This window comes from Pseudomonas sp. CFBP13509, from assembly GCF_005233485.1.
Taxonomy (GTDB): Bacteria; Pseudomonadota; Gammaproteobacteria; order Pseudomonadales; family Pseudomonadaceae; genus Aquipseudomonas; species Aquipseudomonas marginalis.
This window is the reverse complement of the sequence record NZ_QGAA01000002.1, coordinates 521,211-537,736: the sequence shown is the minus strand read 5'-3', so window position 1 is coordinate 537,736 and position 16,526 is coordinate 521,211. Positions and strand designations below refer to the sequence as shown.

The window sequence follows — 16,526 nt, the reverse complement described above, 5'->3', positions numbered from 1 at the left end:
GAATGAACGCGGCGCCTGTGAGTTTTTCGCGAGCAAGCTCGCTCCTACAAAAAGCCTTAACTGACTGGCATTAGGGCTTGCCCCCTCCCACATTTGGCCCGCATTTATTCAGTTGAAAACCGAGTCATAGGCAAACAACGCCGGTGCCCCGCCGGTATGCAGGAAAATAATCGGCCCGTCTTCAAAACGCTGACGCCCGATACCGTCCAGCAAGCCGGCCATGGCCTTGCCAGTGTAGACCGGGTCCAGCAGCAGGCCTTCCTGGCTTGCCAATAGCTTGACCGCCGAAAGGGTGCCGGCGTTGGGTTCGCCATAACGGGGGCCGAAATACTCGTCCCACAGGATCACCTTGAACGCGTCGGGGACGTTCACACCGAGCAACTCGGCCGTGCGTTCGGCCAGGCCCTGGACTTTCGGGAACTGCGCTTCTTCGGTGCGCGATACGGTGATGCCGATCACGGGCAACTGCGGCAGTACTTCGCTTAATGCCAAGGCCAGGCCGCTGTGGGTGCCGGCACTGCCGGAGGCCAGCACCACGGCGGCGAATTCGATACCGCTGTCTTCGATCTGTGCGGCCAGCTCCAGGCCGGCGCGCACGTAACCGAGGGCGCCGAGGGCATTGGAACCGCCGATAGGCACCAGGTACGGCTTCTTGCCGTTGCTGCGCAGGCGATCGGCAAGGGCGTTGAGTTGGTCGTCGACGTTGTCGAGGTTTTCCACCAACTCTACCTTGGCGTCGAACAACTCCAGCAGCAGGCGGTTGCCGTTGCCCAGGTAGTTGGGGTCTTCGGTGCCGGTGGGGTTTTCCAGCAGGGCGACGCAGCCCAGGCCGAGCCTGGCGGCGAGGGCGGCGGTCTGGCGTACGTGGTTGGACTGGATCGCGCCGGCGGTCACCAGGGTGTCGGCGCCCTGGGCGATGGCATCGGCTGCCAGGTATTCGAGTTTGCGCAGCTTGTTGCCACCCATGGCCAGCGGCGTGGTGTCGTCGCGCTTGACGTAGATGTCGCGTCCCAACCAGGTCGACAGCCGTTCGAGTTTTTCCAGGGCGGTGGCGCCGCCGAGCAGTTCCAGGCGGTTAAAACGGTCGAGCTGTTGCTTGATCATGGCTACGCACGGTGGCTAAGGGATGGAGCGACTATAGGCAGGCACTTTTCATCGGGCAACCGTCAATCGCTTATGCCTGATGGTTCTTAGCATCACACCATTGGTTCTTAAGGGCGGCCAGGGTGGATACCGTAAAGTGATGGCCATTACGTCAGGAGTGAATACCGTGAGTGAGCGTTCCAGCCATTGGCAGTTACAGACCATCGTCAGCCAACTGCGCAGCGCCCGTGACCAGTGGCGAACACGCAATGGCCGCTTGAGCGGCGAGCATGGCGGTCGCGAATTGCCGTCCCGTGAAGCCGTTGCCCAGATTCTCGAGTCCCTCTGCGGTGCGCTGTTTCCGATGCGCCTGGGGCCGGCGGACTTGCGTGAAGAAAGTGAAGATTTCTACGTCGGCCATACCCTCGACGTCGCCCTGAATGCCTTACTGGCCCAGGCGCGCCTGGAGTTGCGTTATGCCGCGCGCCAGGGCGGCGAGGATGACAGCCAGATCGACGCCCATGCCATCCGGCTGATCCAGGATTTCGCCCTGGCCTTGCCGTCCCTGCGCAGCCTGTTGGACACCGACGTACTCGCCGCCTACCACGGCGACCCGGCCGCGCGCAGCGTGGATGAAGTGCTGTTGTGCTACCCGGGGATCCTCGCGGTGATTCACCATCGCCTGGCCCACCACCTGTACCGCGCCGGCTTGCCGCTGCTGGCACGGATCAGCGCGGAAATCGCCCACTCGGCCACCGGCATCGATATCCACCCCGGCGCGCAGATCGGCCCGAGCTTCTTCATCGACCACGGCACGGGCGTGGTGATCGGTGAAACCGCGATCATCGGCGAGCGGGTGCGCATCTATCAGGCCGTCACCTTGGGGGCCAAGCGCTTCCCGGCGGATGAAGATGGGCAACTGCAGAAGGGCCATGCGCGCCACCCGATTGTCGAGGACGACGTGGTGATCTATGCCGGGGCGACGATTCTCGGACGCATCACCATCGGCAAGGGGTCGACCATTGGCGGCAATGTGTGGCTGACCCGCAGTGTGCCGGCGGGGGCGAATATTACGCAGGCGAATCTGCAGCATGACGACGGTGCGCAGAAGTAGAGCCCTACGCAGATCCCCTGTGGGAGGGGGCTTGCTCCCGATAGCGGAGTGTCAGTTGGTACATCCATTGACTGACACTCCGCTATCGGGAGCAAGCCCCCTCCCACATTGTTAGCCTCATTCCAGATTTACCCCGCAATCACTGAACGATTTACCTCTTCCACCCGTCATACCAATCCTTGAGCTAGTGTAGGAATTATCTACCACTCAGCCCTGCGATTAGTCCCAGACCGCCTACCTATGTTTAACTTGAACGTTCGTTCAAGTTAAACCCGGTGGTTCGCTGCCCGCTCACAACAGGAGGCTTACCTTTGCTGAGTCCGTTTTATACAGCCACATCCCTCACCCTCGGGGTGCATCGTTCATGAGTGCATCGTCCACCCCATCCAGCGGCCTGGTGCGCATGAATGCGCCGGTCTTCTACTTTGCCGCCACCTTCATCTTGCTGTTCGGCATCACTGTCATCGCTATCCCGCAACAGGCCGGGGCCTGGTTGCTGGCGGCGCAAAACTGGGCGGCCAACACGGTCGGCTGGTACTACATGCTGGCGATGACCCTGTATCTGGTCTTCGTGGTGGTCACCGCGCTATCGGGCTACGGCAAGATAAAACTCGGTGCCGACCACGACGAGCCCGAATTCAGTTACCTGTCCTGGGCCGGCATGCTGTTCGCCGCCGGGATCAGCATCACGTTGTTCTTCTTCTGCGTGTCCGAGCCGCTGACGCACCTGGTGCAACCGCCCCAGGGCGAGGCCATGAATGCCGACGCCGCGCGCCAGGCCATGCAGGTGCTGTTCCTGCACTGGGGCCTGCACGGCTGGGGCGTGTTTGCATTTGTCGGCATGGCGCTGGCGTATTTCGCCTACCGGCATAACCTGCCGCTGGCGTTGCGCTCGGCGCTGTACCCGCTGATCGGCAAGCGCATCAATGGCCCTATCGGCTATGCGGTGGATGGCTTCGGCATCATTGCCACGGTGTTCGGCCTGGGTGCCGACATGGGCTTTGGCGTGCTGCACCTCAATTCCGGCCTCGACTACCTGTTCGGCGTTGCCCACACCCAGTGGATCCAGGTCGGCTTGATCACCCTGATGATGGGCGCGGCGATCCTGGTCGCCGTGGCCGGCGTCGACAAGGGCGTGCGGGTGATGTCCGATATCAACATGCTGCTGGCCTGCGCGCTGCTGCTGTTCGTGTTGTTCGCCGGGCCGACCCAGCACTTGCTCAATACCCTGATCCAGAACATTGGTGACTACCTGGGCGCATTGCCGACCAAGAGTTTCGATGTGTACGCCTACGACAAACCGAGCGACTGGCTGGGCGGCTGGACGGTGTTCTACTGGGCCTGGTGGATTGCATGGTCGCCATTCGTAGGCCTGTTTATCGCGCGCATTTCCCGTGGCCGGACCATCCGCGAATTCGTGTTCGGTGTGCTGCTGATCCCGCTGGGTTTCACCCTGGCGTGGATGTCGATTTTCGGCAACAGCGCCATCGACCAGGTGCTCAACCACGGCATGACTGCACTCGGCCAGTCGGCCATCGATGATCCGTCGATGAGCCTCTACCTGCTGCTGGAAACCTACCCGTGGAGCAAGACGGTGATCGCGGTCACGGTGTTCATCAGCTTCGTATTCTTCGTAACTTCCGCTGACTCGGGCACCGTAGTGCTGTCCACCCTCTCGTCCAAAGGCGGCAACGCCGATGAAGATGGGCCGAAATGGCTGCGGGTGTTCTGGGGTGCGATGACCGCGCTGGTCACCAGTGCCTTGCTGTTTGCCGGCAGCATCGATTCGCTGAAATCGGCGGTGGTGCTGACCTCGCTGCCGTTCTCGCTGATCCTGTTGCTGATGATGTGGGGGCTGCACAAGGCCTTCTACCTCGAGTCGCAAAAGCAGATTGCGCAGTTGCATTCGCTGGCGCCGGTGTCGGGCTCCCGCAAGGGCACCGGCGGTTGGCGCCAACGTTTGAGCCAGGCCGTGCATTTCCCCTCGCGGGACGAGGTGTACCGGTTCCTTGAGACCACGGTGCGTCCGGCGATCGAAGAAGTGACGGCGGTGTTTGTCGAAAAAGGCCTCAACGTCGTCACCCAACCCGACCCGTCCAACGACAGCGTCAGCCTGGAAATCGGTCACGGCGAAGAGCATCCGTTCGTGTACCAGGTGCAGATGCGCGGCTATTTCACGCCCTCATTTGCACGCGGCGGCATGGGTTCCAAGCAGCTCAACAATCGCCGCTACTACCGCGCGGAAGTGCACCTGAGCGAGGGCAGTCAGGACTACGACCTGGTGGGCTACACCAAGGAGCAGATCATCAACGACATCCTCGACCAGTACGAGCGCCACCTGCAGTTCCTGCACTTGGTGCGCTGACGTTAAACTCCCCGCAAAGCCCCGTTCTACGGGGCTTTCTTAAACTTAATTTCATCCGTCAAGACGCTGTTTTGACGCGTAACTGTCATCTGGCCACTGCGTAATTGTGTGAAGCGTTTGACGCTTTCATTTCAGAACAGTGACGGAGACCGGTACCCATGAAGACGTTTTTAAGCCCTGTGGTGGGAGCCGCCATGGCGAGCTTTATGCTGTCCGCCCACGCCGATTTTATCGATGACAGCCACGCCGACGTGACCCTGCTCAACCGCTATCTCAACCAGCAGGGACGGGACGTGGTGGGCAGCAATGCCAAGGCCCATAGCATTCGGGATTGGGGCCAGGGTTTCGAGTTCAACTTCAAGTCCGGCTACACCGAGGGGCCTGTGGGCTTCGGCCTCGATCTACAGGCGTTCTACGGCCTGAAACTGGACTCCGGCGGCGACCTCAACGACAAGGATCACCAGGGCCGCTACCCCGGCAGCATGTTCCCACTGGACAATGGCAAGTCCGCCGACCAGTTCGGCGTGTTGAGCCCGACGTTCAAGATGCGTTTCGCCAAGGATGAATTGCGCGTCGGCACGCTCTACGGCAACAACCCGATACTCGCCAACACCGACGGGCGCCTGTACCAGCAGACCAATACCGGTGTGCAACTGGTGTCCAAGGACCTCAGCGACTTCACCTTCACCGGCGGCGATATCTTCAAGACCAAGATCCGCAACGAAACCGGCGACCAGGGCATGATCACCGCCGGCGGGACCAAAGAGAGCGACCGCTTCCTGTTCGGCGGTGCGGATTACACCGGGATACAGAACACCACTGTCAGCCTGTGGTACTCCAACCTTGAGGACTACTACCAGCAGTTTTTCCTCGGTGCCAAGCGCCATGACGCCTTGTCGGTCGGTGCGATCGATACCGACGTGCGCGTGTTCCGCAGCCTGGGTGTGGGCGGCAACGCCGACGGCGACAAGGACTTTGCCGCAGCGGGCCTGTATGGCGACGGCGTGAACAAGGGCCGCATCAACCAGTCCACCGTCAGCCTGCTGGAAAGCTACAGCCTGGACGGCCATACCGTCGGCCTGGGCATCCAGAAAAACAGCGGCGACAGCGACTTCCCGTACCTCGACTCCGGCCTTAACAGCGGTGACGCGCGCCAAGGCCCAGGCTCGGGTGCCGACACCCCGGCGCTGACCAACATGCAGTTGAACAAATTCCAGCATGCCGGCGAACGCACCTGGCTGGCGCAGTACAAATATGACTTCGGCAAACTCGGCCTCAACGGCCTGACCTTCTCCGCCGCCTACGCCCACGGCGATGACATCCGCACCGCCCAGGGCACCACCAGCGAATGGGAGCGAAACGTGGCGGTGGCGTATCAAGTGCCGACCGGTACCCTCAAAGGCCTTGGCGTCACGTGGAAAAACGCCCACGCCAGTCCGGACATTACCGGTGCCACCGTGCAGGATGAAAACCGCTTCTATGTCAGCTATGTCGTTCCACTCTGGTAGGAAATTGCTGTAAAACGGAAGGGCAGACTTAAGCGATTCAGCTGGTTAAAAGGCCTGGGAATATCGTTATTCCCAGGCCTTATTTGCCTACGTCCAAGAGAGGATTCGATGACTTACATTGCTGCCGAAAACCGCTATGAATCTATCCCGTATCGCCGCGTAGGCCGCAGTGGACTGGTGCTGCCGGCACTGTCCCTGGGGCTGTGGCACAACTTTGGCGACAGCACCCCGATCGACACCCAGCGCGCCCTGCTGCGCACCGCGTTCGACCTGGGCATCAACCACTTCGATCTGGCCAACAATTACGGCCCACCCTACGGCAGCGCCGAGATCAACTTCGGTCGTTTGCTGCGCGAAGACTTCAAGCACTACCGCGACGAATTGATCATCTCCAGCAAGGCTGGCTGGGACATGTGGCCGGGCCCTTACGGCCAGGGCGGCGGCTCACGCAAATACGTGCTGGCCAGCCTGGACCAGAGCCTGCAACGCCTGGGCGTCGACTACGTGGACATTTTCTACTCCCACCGTTTTGATGCCGATACGCCCCTGGAAGAAACCGCCAGCGCCCTCGCCACCGCCGTGCAACAGGGCAAGGCGTTGTACATCGGTATCTCGTCTTACTCCGGGGTGAAAACCCGCGAAATCGCCGCGCTGCTCAACGAGTGGAAGGTGCCGCTGCTGATCCACCAACCGGCCTACAACCTGCTCAACCGCTGGGTGGAAAAAGACCTGCTGGACACCACCGAAGAACTCGGCGCCGGAGTGATTGCCTTCACGCCGCTGGCCCAGGGCTTGCTCACCGACAAGTACCTCAACGGCGTGCCGGCCGACGCACGGGTCAACCGCCCGGGTGGTGGTTCGTTGCAGGCCAAGCACCTGTCTGAAGCCAACCTTGCCCACGTACGTGCGCTGAACGAAATCGCCCAGCGCCGTGGTCAGAGCCTGGCGCAATTGGCGCTCGCCTGGACCTTGCGCGACCCACGGGTGACCAGCGCGCTGATCGGCGCCAGCCGGCCGGAGCAGATCATCGAAAACGTCGGCGCGTTGAAGAACTTGAGCTTCAGTGCGGAAGAACTGGCGGAGATCGATCGGTTTGCGCAGGAAGGTGGAGTCAACTTGTGGGAAAAGCCATCCAGCGCGGAATAACCTGATAGCACCGGGTCAATGTGGGAGGGGCAAATCCCTGCCACATTTGATTTCTGCTATGGCCGCTATCTCAGCACAGGGTTAACCAGCCATTGCCGCCGTCCAGGGATTGATGACATCCACCTCGGTGCCCTCAAAGTCCTTGACGTTCCTTGTTGCGAGTTTTGCCTGCTGGGCACGACAGATTGCGGCTATCTGAGCGTCAGCGAGTCCAATGGGCTTTCCAGACTGTTCGCGAGCCGTCACCAGCTTTGAGTAGTGGACGGCTGCGTAGGCATCGAACGCAAGGATGCGATCGGCGAACTCGTCTTGAAACATGGCCACTGCATGAGTGTGCAGGCTGTGCTTACGCTTCCCGTCGGGCAGCCGCTCAATGCCATGAAGAATCTCCGCCATGGTCATTGAACTGGTGAACAGCTCTTCGGCGGCATGGCTGTCAATCCAATCAAGCACCGCTGTTGCAGGCTCGGGTCGCATCAATTCAGAGAGGACATTGGTGTCGAGTACGATCATTCATCGAACTCCACCGTCCTGATGGGCGCATTACGCTCCGGCACGTCTGCATCCAGCCCTCCTGCCTGCGCAAAGCGTGCGTGAATCCTGCTGCCCAGCCCCCGCCCCTTGCCGACGCTCATGAGTGATTTGCGCAGGATAAGACGCGCCTCTTCTTCCATGGAATGCCCATTGTGGGCTGCTTCAACGCGCAGAAGCTCTTTGATGCTGTCATCTAAATTACGGATGGTAAGGCTCGCCATGTGAATGCCCTCGTGCAATCAATGAAATCATTGCTAGCATAGCGGCTTGCTTTCGAGTGCGGCGAGCCCGCTCATCAGATTGTCAGAACGGCACGTCCCCAAGAATCGTCGCCCGATGCATCACCCGCCGTTGCGGCCGGTAGTCATCCACCGCGTAATGCTGGGTCACGCGGTTATCCCAGAACGCCACGTCGTTCTCCTGCCAGCGCCAGCGGAGGGTGAATTCCGGGCGTGTCGCGTGGGCGAACAGCAGCTTGAGGATCGCCTCGCTTTCCGCCGGTTCCAGTTCATTGATCCTGGTGGTAAACCCATCACTGACAAACAGCGACTTACGCCCGCTCACCGGATGCGTGCGCACGACCGGGTGCGACAGCGGTGGGTTTTTCCTACGGGTTTCTTCCCAGCGCGCCAGGTCTTCGGCGCTGTTGCCAAAGCGTTCCAGCGGAAAGGATTTGGTGAAGTCGTGGGTAGCCGTCAGCCCATCGAGCAACCGCTTCAACGGCTCGGACAGCGCCTCGTACGCCGCGATGCCACTGGCCCACAGCGTATCGCCGCCGTACGCCGGCAGCAGCTTGGCACTCAGCACCGCGCCGAGGGCCGGGGTGGGCAGGAAGGTCACATCGGTGTGCCATACGGCGTTGTCGCGTACGTCGGTGACGGCGGTGTCGAGGATCAGCACTTCGGGCTGTTCCGGCACGTTGGGGTAGATCGGGTGGATGTGCAGGTCGCCGAAGTTCGCCGCGAACCGCGCCTGTTGCGGCGGGGTGATCGGCTGGCCACGGAAGAACAGCACCGAATGGCTGAGCAACGCCTGTTCGATGGCATCGCGATGTTCGGTGCTCAGCGGCCGGGTAATATCGACGCCACTGATCTGGGCGCCCAGGGCGGTGCTCAAGGGGGTAACGGTCAGGCTGCTCATGCTGTTCTCACTCAATGTGCCTGGCCATGCCAAGGCACTAACTTACGCTGCAGGGCGCGCAGGCCCATTTCCATGGCGAAGGCGATCAGGGCGATCACCAGGATCCCCAGCACCACTACATCGGTCACCAGGAACTGCGCCGCCGATTGCACCATGAAACCCAGGCCGCTGGTGGCCGCGATCAGTTCGGCGGCGACCAGGGTCGACCAGCCCACACCCAGGCCGATACGCACCCCGGTGAGGATGTCGGGCAGGGCGCTCGGCAGGATCACATGGCGAATCAGCTGCGCACGGGTGGCGCCCAGCGACTGCGCCGCCCGCAGCTTGGCCGGGTCGACGGTGCGTACGCCGGTCGCGGTGGCGATGGCGATGGGCGCAAAGATCGCCAGGTAAATCAGCAGCACCTTGGACAGCTCGCCGATACCGCACCAGATCACGATCAATGGCAGGTAAGCCAGGGGCGGAATCGGCCGGTAAAACTCGATCAGCGGGTCGAGAATGCCGCGGGCGATGCGGTTGGCGCCGATGGCAATGCCTACCGGCACGGCGGTCAGCACCGCGAAGCCCAGGCCGAGGCCGATCCGGCTGAGGCTCGCGCCCAGGTGCTGCCACAAGGTGGAATCCATATAGCCCGTAGTCGCCAGCAGCCAGCCTTTTTGCAGCACGGCCGAGGGCGGTGGCAGGAACAACGGTTCGATCAGGCCGGTGGCGGTGACGGCCCACCAGAGGGCCAGCAAGGCGACCAGGGTCAACAGGCTGATCCAGCGTGTACTCAGGCTGCGACGCACAGGAATGACCGCGTGCGCCACCGGCTTGGCAGCGGTGGCGGGGAGTTCGTAGCTGCTCATGCGGACACCTGCCGTTGCGAGAACACTTTGCCCAGCACGTGTTCGCGGGTTTCGATAAAGCGCGGGTCGGACTTGATCGCCCGCGCCGACTCACCGGCCGCGTAGCGCTGGCCGAAGTCCAGGTGCAGGCGTTCGACGATCTGGCCCGGGTTGGGCGCCAGCAGGATCAGGTCGGTGGCGAGGAACACCGCTTCTTCGATGTCATGGGTAATCAGGAACACCGGCTTGGCCGTGCGCCGCCAGACTTGCAGCAACAGTTCCTGCATTTGCTCTCGGGTGAAGGCATCGAGGGCGCCGAAGGGTTCGTCCATCAGCAGCACGCGCGGGTCGGCGGCCAGGGCGCGGGCCAGGCCGACGCGTTGCTTCTGGCCGCCGGAGAGTTGCCAGATGCGGCGATTGTCGAAGCCGGCGAGGTCCACCAGCGCGAGCATTTCCCGGGCGCGCACTTCGCGCTGCGCCTTGGGCACGCCGGCCAGTTCCAGGCCGAAACCGACGTTGGCCAGCACGTCCTGCCAGGGCAACAGCGCGTCGTCCTGGAACACCACGCCGCGTTCGGCGCTGGGGCCTTTGACCGGTACGCCATCGAGGGTGATGCGCCCGGCAGAAGGCTCGACAAAGCCGGCAATCAGGTTCAACAGCGAAGTCTTGCCACTGCCGGACGGGCCGAGGGCCACCAGCAATTGCTGGGGCCCCAGGTCGAGTGAAATGTCGGACAGTACCGGTTCTGTGGCGCCTGGGTACTGTGCGCTGATGCGCTCCAGTTGTAGCAAGGCCATCGCGATGAACTCCTTGAATCAGTTAGTGATGAACTTGGCGCTGACGTAAGGGGCGTAGTCCGGCAGCACGGCGTCGACCTTGCCTTGTTCCTTGAGGAACGCGGCGGTATCGGTCACGGCCTTGGTGGTCGGTGCGCCCAGCAGGGTCACCTGGTCAGCGGCCAGTGGGTAGACGTTGCCTTGCAGCAGCAGCGGGATGTCGCTGGCCTTGGCGCCGGAGAGTTTCACCAGTTTGTCGACGTTGCCTGTGTCGGCGAGCCAGGCTTGTGGGTCTTTGCGGTAGGCGGCGTAGGCATCCAGGGTGACTTTGGCGAAGGCGGTGACGATTTCCGGGTGCTTCTGCGCGAAGTCCTTGCGCACGATCCAGGCATCGAAGGTCGGCGCGCCGAACTTGGCCAGCTCGCCGGAGGTGATCAGCACCTTGCCGTTTTCCTTGGCCACGCCCAGGGCCGGGTCCCATACGTAGGTAGCGTCGATGTCACCGCGCTTCCAGGCCGCGATGATCGCCGGCGGTGCGAGGTTGAGGATGGTCACTTTCGACGGGTCGATGTTCCAGTGCTTCAGCGCGGCCAGCAGGCTGTAGTGGCCGGTGGACACGAAGGGCACGGCGATTTTCTTGCCGATCAGGTCCTGGGGGCCGTTGATCCCGGAACCGTTGCGCGCCACCAGGGCTTCGGCACCGCCGATCTGGGTGGCAACCAGGAAAGTTTCCACCGGCACCTTGCGGGTGATCGCAGCGGTCAGTGGGCTGGAACCGAGGTAGCCGATCTGCACGTCGCCGGAGGCGATGGCGGCGATGATGTCGGCACCATTGTCGAATTTGCGCCAGTCGATCTTGGCGTTAGTGGCTTTTTCGTACGCACCGTCGGCCTGGGCAACTTTGGCCGGGTCTACGGTGGTCTGGTAAGCGATGGTTACATCCGCCGCCTGAGCAAACAGGCTGGCACCGGCGAGGGACAACGCGGCCATGAGGCGCAGAGGGGTTAACAGTTTCAAGGGGAAGCTCCTCAATCAGGCGGCCGAGGGTCGGCGTGTGAGGAGACTAAATGATCTAAGAATCCGAAAATAAATAACATTTTCGAATTAGCTTATGGGCGAAAGGTTGAAGCGAATCTTGAGCTTGATGAGGGCGAATGTGGAGGGGGCTTGCCCCTCCCACCATGGACCGAGTTCGGTCTTAGTTACTGATCGCCAGAATGCTCGCCTGGTACGAGCCGACAAACACATCAAAATCGCCCACTTCGTTCTGCTCCAGTTCCGCTTGCTGCGCCAGCGACGTGCGCGCCAGCTCTTCAAAGCGTGCCTGCTCTTCTGCGGGCAACGGCTCGCGGCGGAAGTACTCGGCGTGCACCTCGCTCTGATGCAGGGAGAACTGCGCGAAACTCTCTTTGCGCTCGGCCATCGCCGCCAGTACCTGCGCCGAAGGGGTCAGGGACGGGTCCTTGACCTTGGCCAGTTGGGCGTCCAGTGCCTGGCTGTGTTCGGTGATGCCGTGGCTTTCATCCAGCAGCGCAGCCAGGGGGGCAATCTTCTCCAGAAGCTCGGTGGCCCATTCCTTCATGTCCACGGCCTGGCCCTTGCGCTGCAATTGCAGGCCCGGGCGCCGGCCTTCCTTGACCACGCTGAGGAAGTTGGACGTGGCGTTGCCGCACTCGTTGTCGGCGAACAGCGGGCTGTCGTTCAGCGCGCAGTACAGCAGGAATGCATCGAGGAAACGCGACTCCGGCAGGTCGATGCCCATCGGCAGGAACGGGTTGATGTCCAGGCAGCGCACTTCGATGTACTGGATGCCACGGGCCATCAGCGCCTGGATCGGCCGCTCGCCGGTGTAGGTCACGCGCTTGGGGCGGATGTTGGAGTAGTACTCGTTTTCGATCTGCAGGATGTTGGTGTTGAGCTGTACCCACTCACCGTCCTTGTGGGTGCCGACTTCGACATAGGGCGCGTAGGGCGTTGCCACCGCTTCGCGCAGGCTGTCGGTGTAGCTGGCCAGGTCGTTGTAGCACGGCGTCAGGCCGGCCTGGGCGTTGCTCTGGTAACCCAGGTCGCTCATGCGCAGGCTGGTGGCGTACGGCAGGTACAGGGTGTCGGCGTCGAGCACTTCCAATTGGTGCGAGCGACCGCGCAGGAAACCCGCGTCCAGGGCCGGCGAGGCGCCGAACAGGTACATCAGCAGCCAGCTGTAGCGGCGGAAGTTGCGGATCAGCGCGATATAGGCCGTGGACTGATAGTCGCGGTCGGTGCCGACAAAGCCTTCAGTCTCCTTGAGCAGCGGCCATAGCTGTTCCGGCAGGGAAAAGTTGTAGTGGATGCCGGCGATGCACTGCATGGTCTTGCCGTAACGCAGGGCCAGGCCCTTGCGGTACACGTACTTGAGCTGTCCGATATTGGAGGTGCCGTAGTAGGCAATCGGAATGTCTTCCTCGGCCGGCAACGGGCACGGCATCGAGGGGCTCCACAGGTATTCACTGCCGAGCTTGGTGTAGGCAAAACGATGGATCTTGTCCAGGCTGCTCAGGGTGTCGGCCGGGTTGGGCAGGGCCGGGGTAATGAACTCCAGCAGCGATTCCGAGTAGTCGGTGGTGATCTGTTCATGGGTCAACGCGGCGCCCAGGGCTTCGGGGTGCGGCGTTTGTGCCAGGCGACCCTCACCGGTGACACGTAGGCATTCACGCTCGATGCCGTGCAAGCACTGCTCTAGCAGGGAGAGGTGTTCGCGCTTGCCGAGCAGGGCCAGGCGGCGGTTGAGAAGTTCGCTCAAGTTGGATTCCTTCACGCGTCAGTCGCCCCAATATGGGGGTGGGCAGGACGGTCTACAAGGGTGAAGTTAAAACTGGCGTGATCGCCTGGTTTTGAGTCGATTTGACCCGCGTTAAAAAAGCCTACTTCACTCCATGAATTGGGCTATAGCGCAGCAAGAAAATTCCGACGCTGTTATCGCAGCGCCGAAATTAACTCAAATCGGGGGCGGGGAGCTATAGGACAGCGAACGTGCCCTGTGCTTTTGCGACAAGTCTTTCGTCCTGATACACATCGGCTTCGACCACCAGCGTGCGCCGACCGGCGTGAATCACGCGGCTGGTACACAGCACGTCACCGTCTTCCACGGCGCGGATGTAGTTGATCTTGCATTCGATGGTCGCGCTCTGCTGGTCAAACCCATGGGCGCTGGAGCAGGCCAGCCCCATGGTGATGTCCACCAGGCTGAAAATCGCCCCGCCATGGAGCTTGCCCGCGCGGTTGCGCAGGTGCGGCTCCAGGGTCAGGGCCACTTCGGCAACGCCTTCTTCGAGGCGTTGCAGGCGGCAGCCGATCAGTTCGCTGAACGCGCTCTGGGTCAAACCGGCGGGGATTTCCATCAGCGTTTCTTCAACTGCTTGGCGTTGGCGAACAGCGAGGCCATGGCGTTGTTGCTTGGCGCTGCGGTGGCGGTTTCCTTGCGCGGTTGACTGTTTTCGGAGCGGTTCTGCGACTGGCGCGGTGCCGAGCCCGGACGTGCACCACGGGCGCCGTCGATTTTTTCCCCTGGGGTATCGCTCATGCGCATCGACAGGCCAACGCGTTTGCGCGGGATGTCGACTTCCATGACCTTGACCTTGACCACATCACCGGCCTTCACGGCTTCGCGCGGATCCTTGATGAACTTCTCCGAAAGCGCAGAGATGTGCACCAAACCGTCCTGATGCACGCCGATGTCCACAAACGCGCCGAAGTTGGTCACGTTGGTGACCACGCCTTCGAGGATCATGCCCAGTTGCAGGTCCTTGAGGTCTTCGACGCCGTCCTGGAACTCGGCGGTCTTGAACTCGGGACGCGGGTCGCGGCCAGGTTTTTCCAGCTCTTGCAGGATGTCGGTGATGGTCGGCACGCCGAAGGTTTCGTCGGTGTACTTCTTTGGGTCCAGGCGCTTGAGGAACGCGGCGGCGCCGATCAACGAGCGGATGTCGCGGTCGGTCTCGGCGGCGATACGTTGCACCAACGGATAGGCTTCCGGGTGAACGGCGGACGAATCCAGCGGGTTGTCGCCGTTCATTACGCGCAGGAAACCGGCGGCTTGCTCGAAAGTTTTTTCACCCAGGCGGGCGACTTTTTTCAGCGCGGCACGGGTTTTGAACGCACCGTTTTCGTCGCGGTGAGTGACGATGTTCTGCGCCAGGGTGGCATTGAGGCCGGAGATACGCGCCAGCAGCGCCACGGAGGCGGTGTTCACGTCCACGCCCACGGCGTTTACGCAGTCTTCCACCACCGCATCCAGGCCGCGTGCCAGTTTCAGCTGTGACACGTCGTGCTGGTACTGGCCGACACCGATGGATTTAGGATCGATTTTCACCAGCTCTGCCAGCGGATCCTGCAGGCGACGGGCGATGGACACCGCGCCACGGATCGACACGTCGAGGTCCGGGAATTCCTTGGAGGCCAGTTCCGACGCCGAGTACACCGAAGCACCGGCTTCGGAGACCATCACCTTGGTCATCTTCATGGCTGGGTATTTTTTGATCAGTTCGGCGGCCAGCTTGTCGGTTTCACGGCTGGCAGTGCCGTTGCCGATGGCGATCAGGTCCACCGCATGCTTGGCGCACAGGGCGGCCAGGATGGCGAGGGTCTGGTCCCACTTGTTGTGCGGCACGTGTGGGTACACGGTGGCGTGGTCCAGCAGCTTGCCGGTGGCATCGACCACGGCGACCTTGCAGCCGGTGCGCAGGCCCGGGTCGAGGCCCAGGGTGGCGCGCGGGCCGGCCGGTGCGGCCAGCAGCAGGTCGTGCAGGTTGTGGGCGAAGACGTTGATCGCCTCGGTTTCTGCGCCGTCGCGCAACTCGCCGAGCAGGTCGGTTTCCAGGTGGGTGTAGAGCTTGACCTTCCAGGTCCAGCGCACGACTTCACCGAGCCACTTGTCCGCAGGACGATTCTGATTCTGGATGCCGAATTGTTGGCCGATCATGCCCTCGCACGGGTGCATGGTGCCCGGCAATTCGTCGCCGACTTTCAGCGCGGAGCTGAGAATGCCTTCGTTGCGGCCACGGAAAATCGCCAGCGCACGGTGGGACGGCATGCTTTTCAGCGGTTCGTCGTGTTCGAAGTAGTCGCGGAACTTGGCGCCTTCTTCCTCTTTGCCGGCGATGACGCGGGCGCTGAGGGTGGCTTCCTGTTTCAGGTAGTTGCGCAGTTTTTCCAGCAGGTTGGCGTCTTCGGCGAAGCGCTCCATCAGGATGTACTTGGCACCTTCGAGGGCGGCCTTGACGTCGGCAACGCCTTTCTCTGCGTTGACGAAGCGCGCGGCTTCGGTGTCCGGGGTCAGCGAGGGGTCGTTGAACAGGCCGTCGGCCAGTTCGCCCAGGCCGGCTTCCAGGGCGATCTGGCCCTTGGTGCGGCGCTTCTGTTTGTACGGCAGGTAAAGGTCTTCGAGGCGGGTCTTGGTGTCGGCGAGCTTGATGTCGCGTTCAAGCTGAGGCGTCAGCTTGCCCTGCTCCTCGATGCTGGCGAGGATGCTGATACGCCGTTCGTCGAGTTCTCGCAGGTAGCGCAGGCGTTCTTCAAGGTGCCGCAGCTGGATGTCGTCGAGGCTGCCGGTCACTTCTTTCCGGTAACGGGCGATGAAGGGCACCGTGGAGCCTTCATCCAGTAGAGCGACGGCCGCTTCGACCTGTTGTGGGCGTACGCCGAGTTCTTCGGCGATGCGGCTGTTGATGCTGTCCATAAAACCACCTGAAATTCTGAAAAGCAGCCCGCTGGCCCGGGAAACAAGGCCTGGCGCGGCTGGTTGAGCGGCCCGACCGGCGCCGCTACCTGGGTCAAGAGGCAGCCTATTGACCCTCGAAATCGAAAAAATCACCACAAGCGGGGAAAAAAAGCCCGGCAGTAAACGGCAACGATCTGACGTTGCCCTGCACGAAGGCGCCGCATTATAACCAGCGTTCTGCCCTTGGGGGGTACTGCGCCAGTGGTTGGAAGGCGAGGGTTCGCTGGCAGTAGAGGAAAAATCTGCTAACAATGCACACGGTGCGTATAACGGCA

At 61.9% G+C, this 16,526-nt stretch carries 14 protein-coding genes; 4 read left to right on the top strand and 10 right to left on the bottom strand.

What is annotated here, in order from left to right; all coding sequences use genetic code 11:
• Positions 1–108: 108 nt before the first annotated feature.
• Positions 109–1,104, bottom strand: coding sequence for a D-cysteine desulfhydrase (locus PspCFBP13509_RS05825; protein WP_065925823.1), 996 nt, complete (start codon positions 1,102–1,104; stop codon positions 109–111).
• Positions 1,105–1,270: 166 nt separating this feature from the next.
• Between PspCFBP13509_RS05825 and epsC the strand changes: the two genes are divergently transcribed.
• The 4 genes from epsC (at position 1,271) to mgrA (ending at position 7,216) form a co-directional block, all read left to right on the top strand.
• Entirely contained in the window at positions 1,271–2,197 is a 927-nt protein-coding gene (epsC, locus tag PspCFBP13509_RS05820; RefSeq protein WP_027607830.1) for a serine O-acetyltransferase EpsC, read from the top strand.
• 403 nt (positions 2,198–2,600) lie between these two features.
• Complete coding sequence (betT, locus tag PspCFBP13509_RS05815) at positions 2,601–4,562, top strand: choline transporter BetT (protein ID WP_162844283.1); 1,962 nt, start codon at positions 2,601–2,603, stop codon at positions 4,560–4,562.
• A gap of 158 nt (positions 4,563–4,720) precedes the next feature.
• Complete coding sequence (locus PspCFBP13509_RS05810; protein ID WP_065925822.1) at positions 4,721–6,070, top strand: OprD family outer membrane porin; 1,350 nt, start codon at positions 4,721–4,723, stop codon at positions 6,068–6,070.
• Positions 6,071–6,178: 108 nt separating this feature from the next.
• Positions 6,179–7,216 carry an L-glyceraldehyde 3-phosphate reductase gene (gene mgrA / locus PspCFBP13509_RS05805; RefSeq protein ID WP_137211685.1) on the top strand — a complete coding sequence of 346 codons (1,038 nt, stop codon included), beginning with the start codon at positions 6,179–6,181 and terminating at the stop codon, positions 7,214–7,216.
• 81 nt (positions 7,217–7,297) lie between these two features.
• Here mgrA and PspCFBP13509_RS05800 read toward each other — a convergent pair whose 3' ends face one another.
• The 9 genes from PspCFBP13509_RS05800 to PspCFBP13509_RS05760 form a co-directional block, all read right to left on the bottom strand.
• The gene (locus PspCFBP13509_RS05800) at positions 7,298–7,729 is read right to left on the bottom strand and encodes a type II toxin-antitoxin system VapC family toxin (protein ID WP_137211684.1); all 432 of its coding nucleotides are present in this window, start codon (positions 7,727–7,729) and stop codon (positions 7,298–7,300) included.
• Positions 7,726–7,971 (bottom strand): FitA-like ribbon-helix-helix domain-containing protein, encoded by a 246-nt coding sequence (locus PspCFBP13509_RS05795; protein WP_137211683.1) that lies wholly within the window; start codon positions 7,969–7,971, stop codon positions 7,726–7,728. The genes PspCFBP13509_RS05800 and PspCFBP13509_RS05795 overlap by 4 nt, the downstream gene beginning before the upstream one ends.
• A gap of 82 nt (positions 7,972–8,053) precedes the next feature.
• Positions 8,054–8,890: a taurine dioxygenase gene (gene tauD / locus PspCFBP13509_RS05790; RefSeq protein WP_065948521.1), complete on the bottom strand. Its 837-nt coding sequence runs from the start codon at positions 8,888–8,890 to the stop codon at positions 8,054–8,056.
• 11 nt (positions 8,891–8,901) lie between these two features.
• Positions 8,902–9,738, bottom strand: coding sequence for a taurine ABC transporter permease TauC (gene tauC / locus PspCFBP13509_RS05785; protein ID WP_027605156.1), 837 nt, complete (start codon positions 9,736–9,738; stop codon positions 8,902–8,904).
• Positions 9,735–10,514, bottom strand: a complete 780-nt coding sequence (gene tauB, locus PspCFBP13509_RS05780) for a taurine ABC transporter ATP-binding subunit (RefSeq protein WP_065948520.1) — start codon at positions 10,512–10,514, stop codon at positions 9,735–9,737. Before tauB ends, tauC begins: the two co-directional genes overlap by 4 nt.
• An 18-nt stretch (positions 10,515–10,532) precedes the next feature.
• Complete coding sequence (tauA, locus tag PspCFBP13509_RS05775) at positions 10,533–11,510, bottom strand: taurine ABC transporter substrate-binding protein (protein ID WP_065925819.1); 978 nt, start codon at positions 11,508–11,510, stop codon at positions 10,533–10,535.
• A gap of 181 nt (positions 11,511–11,691) precedes the next feature.
• The gene (gene gshA / locus PspCFBP13509_RS05770; protein WP_027605153.1) at positions 11,692–13,275 is read right to left on the bottom strand and encodes a glutamate--cysteine ligase; all 1,584 of its coding nucleotides are present in this window, start codon (positions 13,273–13,275) and stop codon (positions 11,692–11,694) included.
• A 214-nt stretch (positions 13,276–13,489) separates the two neighbouring features.
• Positions 13,490–13,873 carry a PaaI family thioesterase gene (locus PspCFBP13509_RS05765; protein WP_065925818.1) on the bottom strand — a complete coding sequence of 128 codons (384 nt, stop codon included), beginning with the start codon at positions 13,871–13,873 and terminating at the stop codon, positions 13,490–13,492.
• Entirely contained in the window at positions 13,873–16,209 is a 2,337-nt protein-coding gene (locus PspCFBP13509_RS05760) for a Tex family protein (protein WP_137211682.1), read from the bottom strand. The genes PspCFBP13509_RS05765 and PspCFBP13509_RS05760 overlap by 1 nt, the downstream gene beginning before the upstream one ends.
• Between the last annotated feature and the right edge of the window lie 317 nt (positions 16,210–16,526).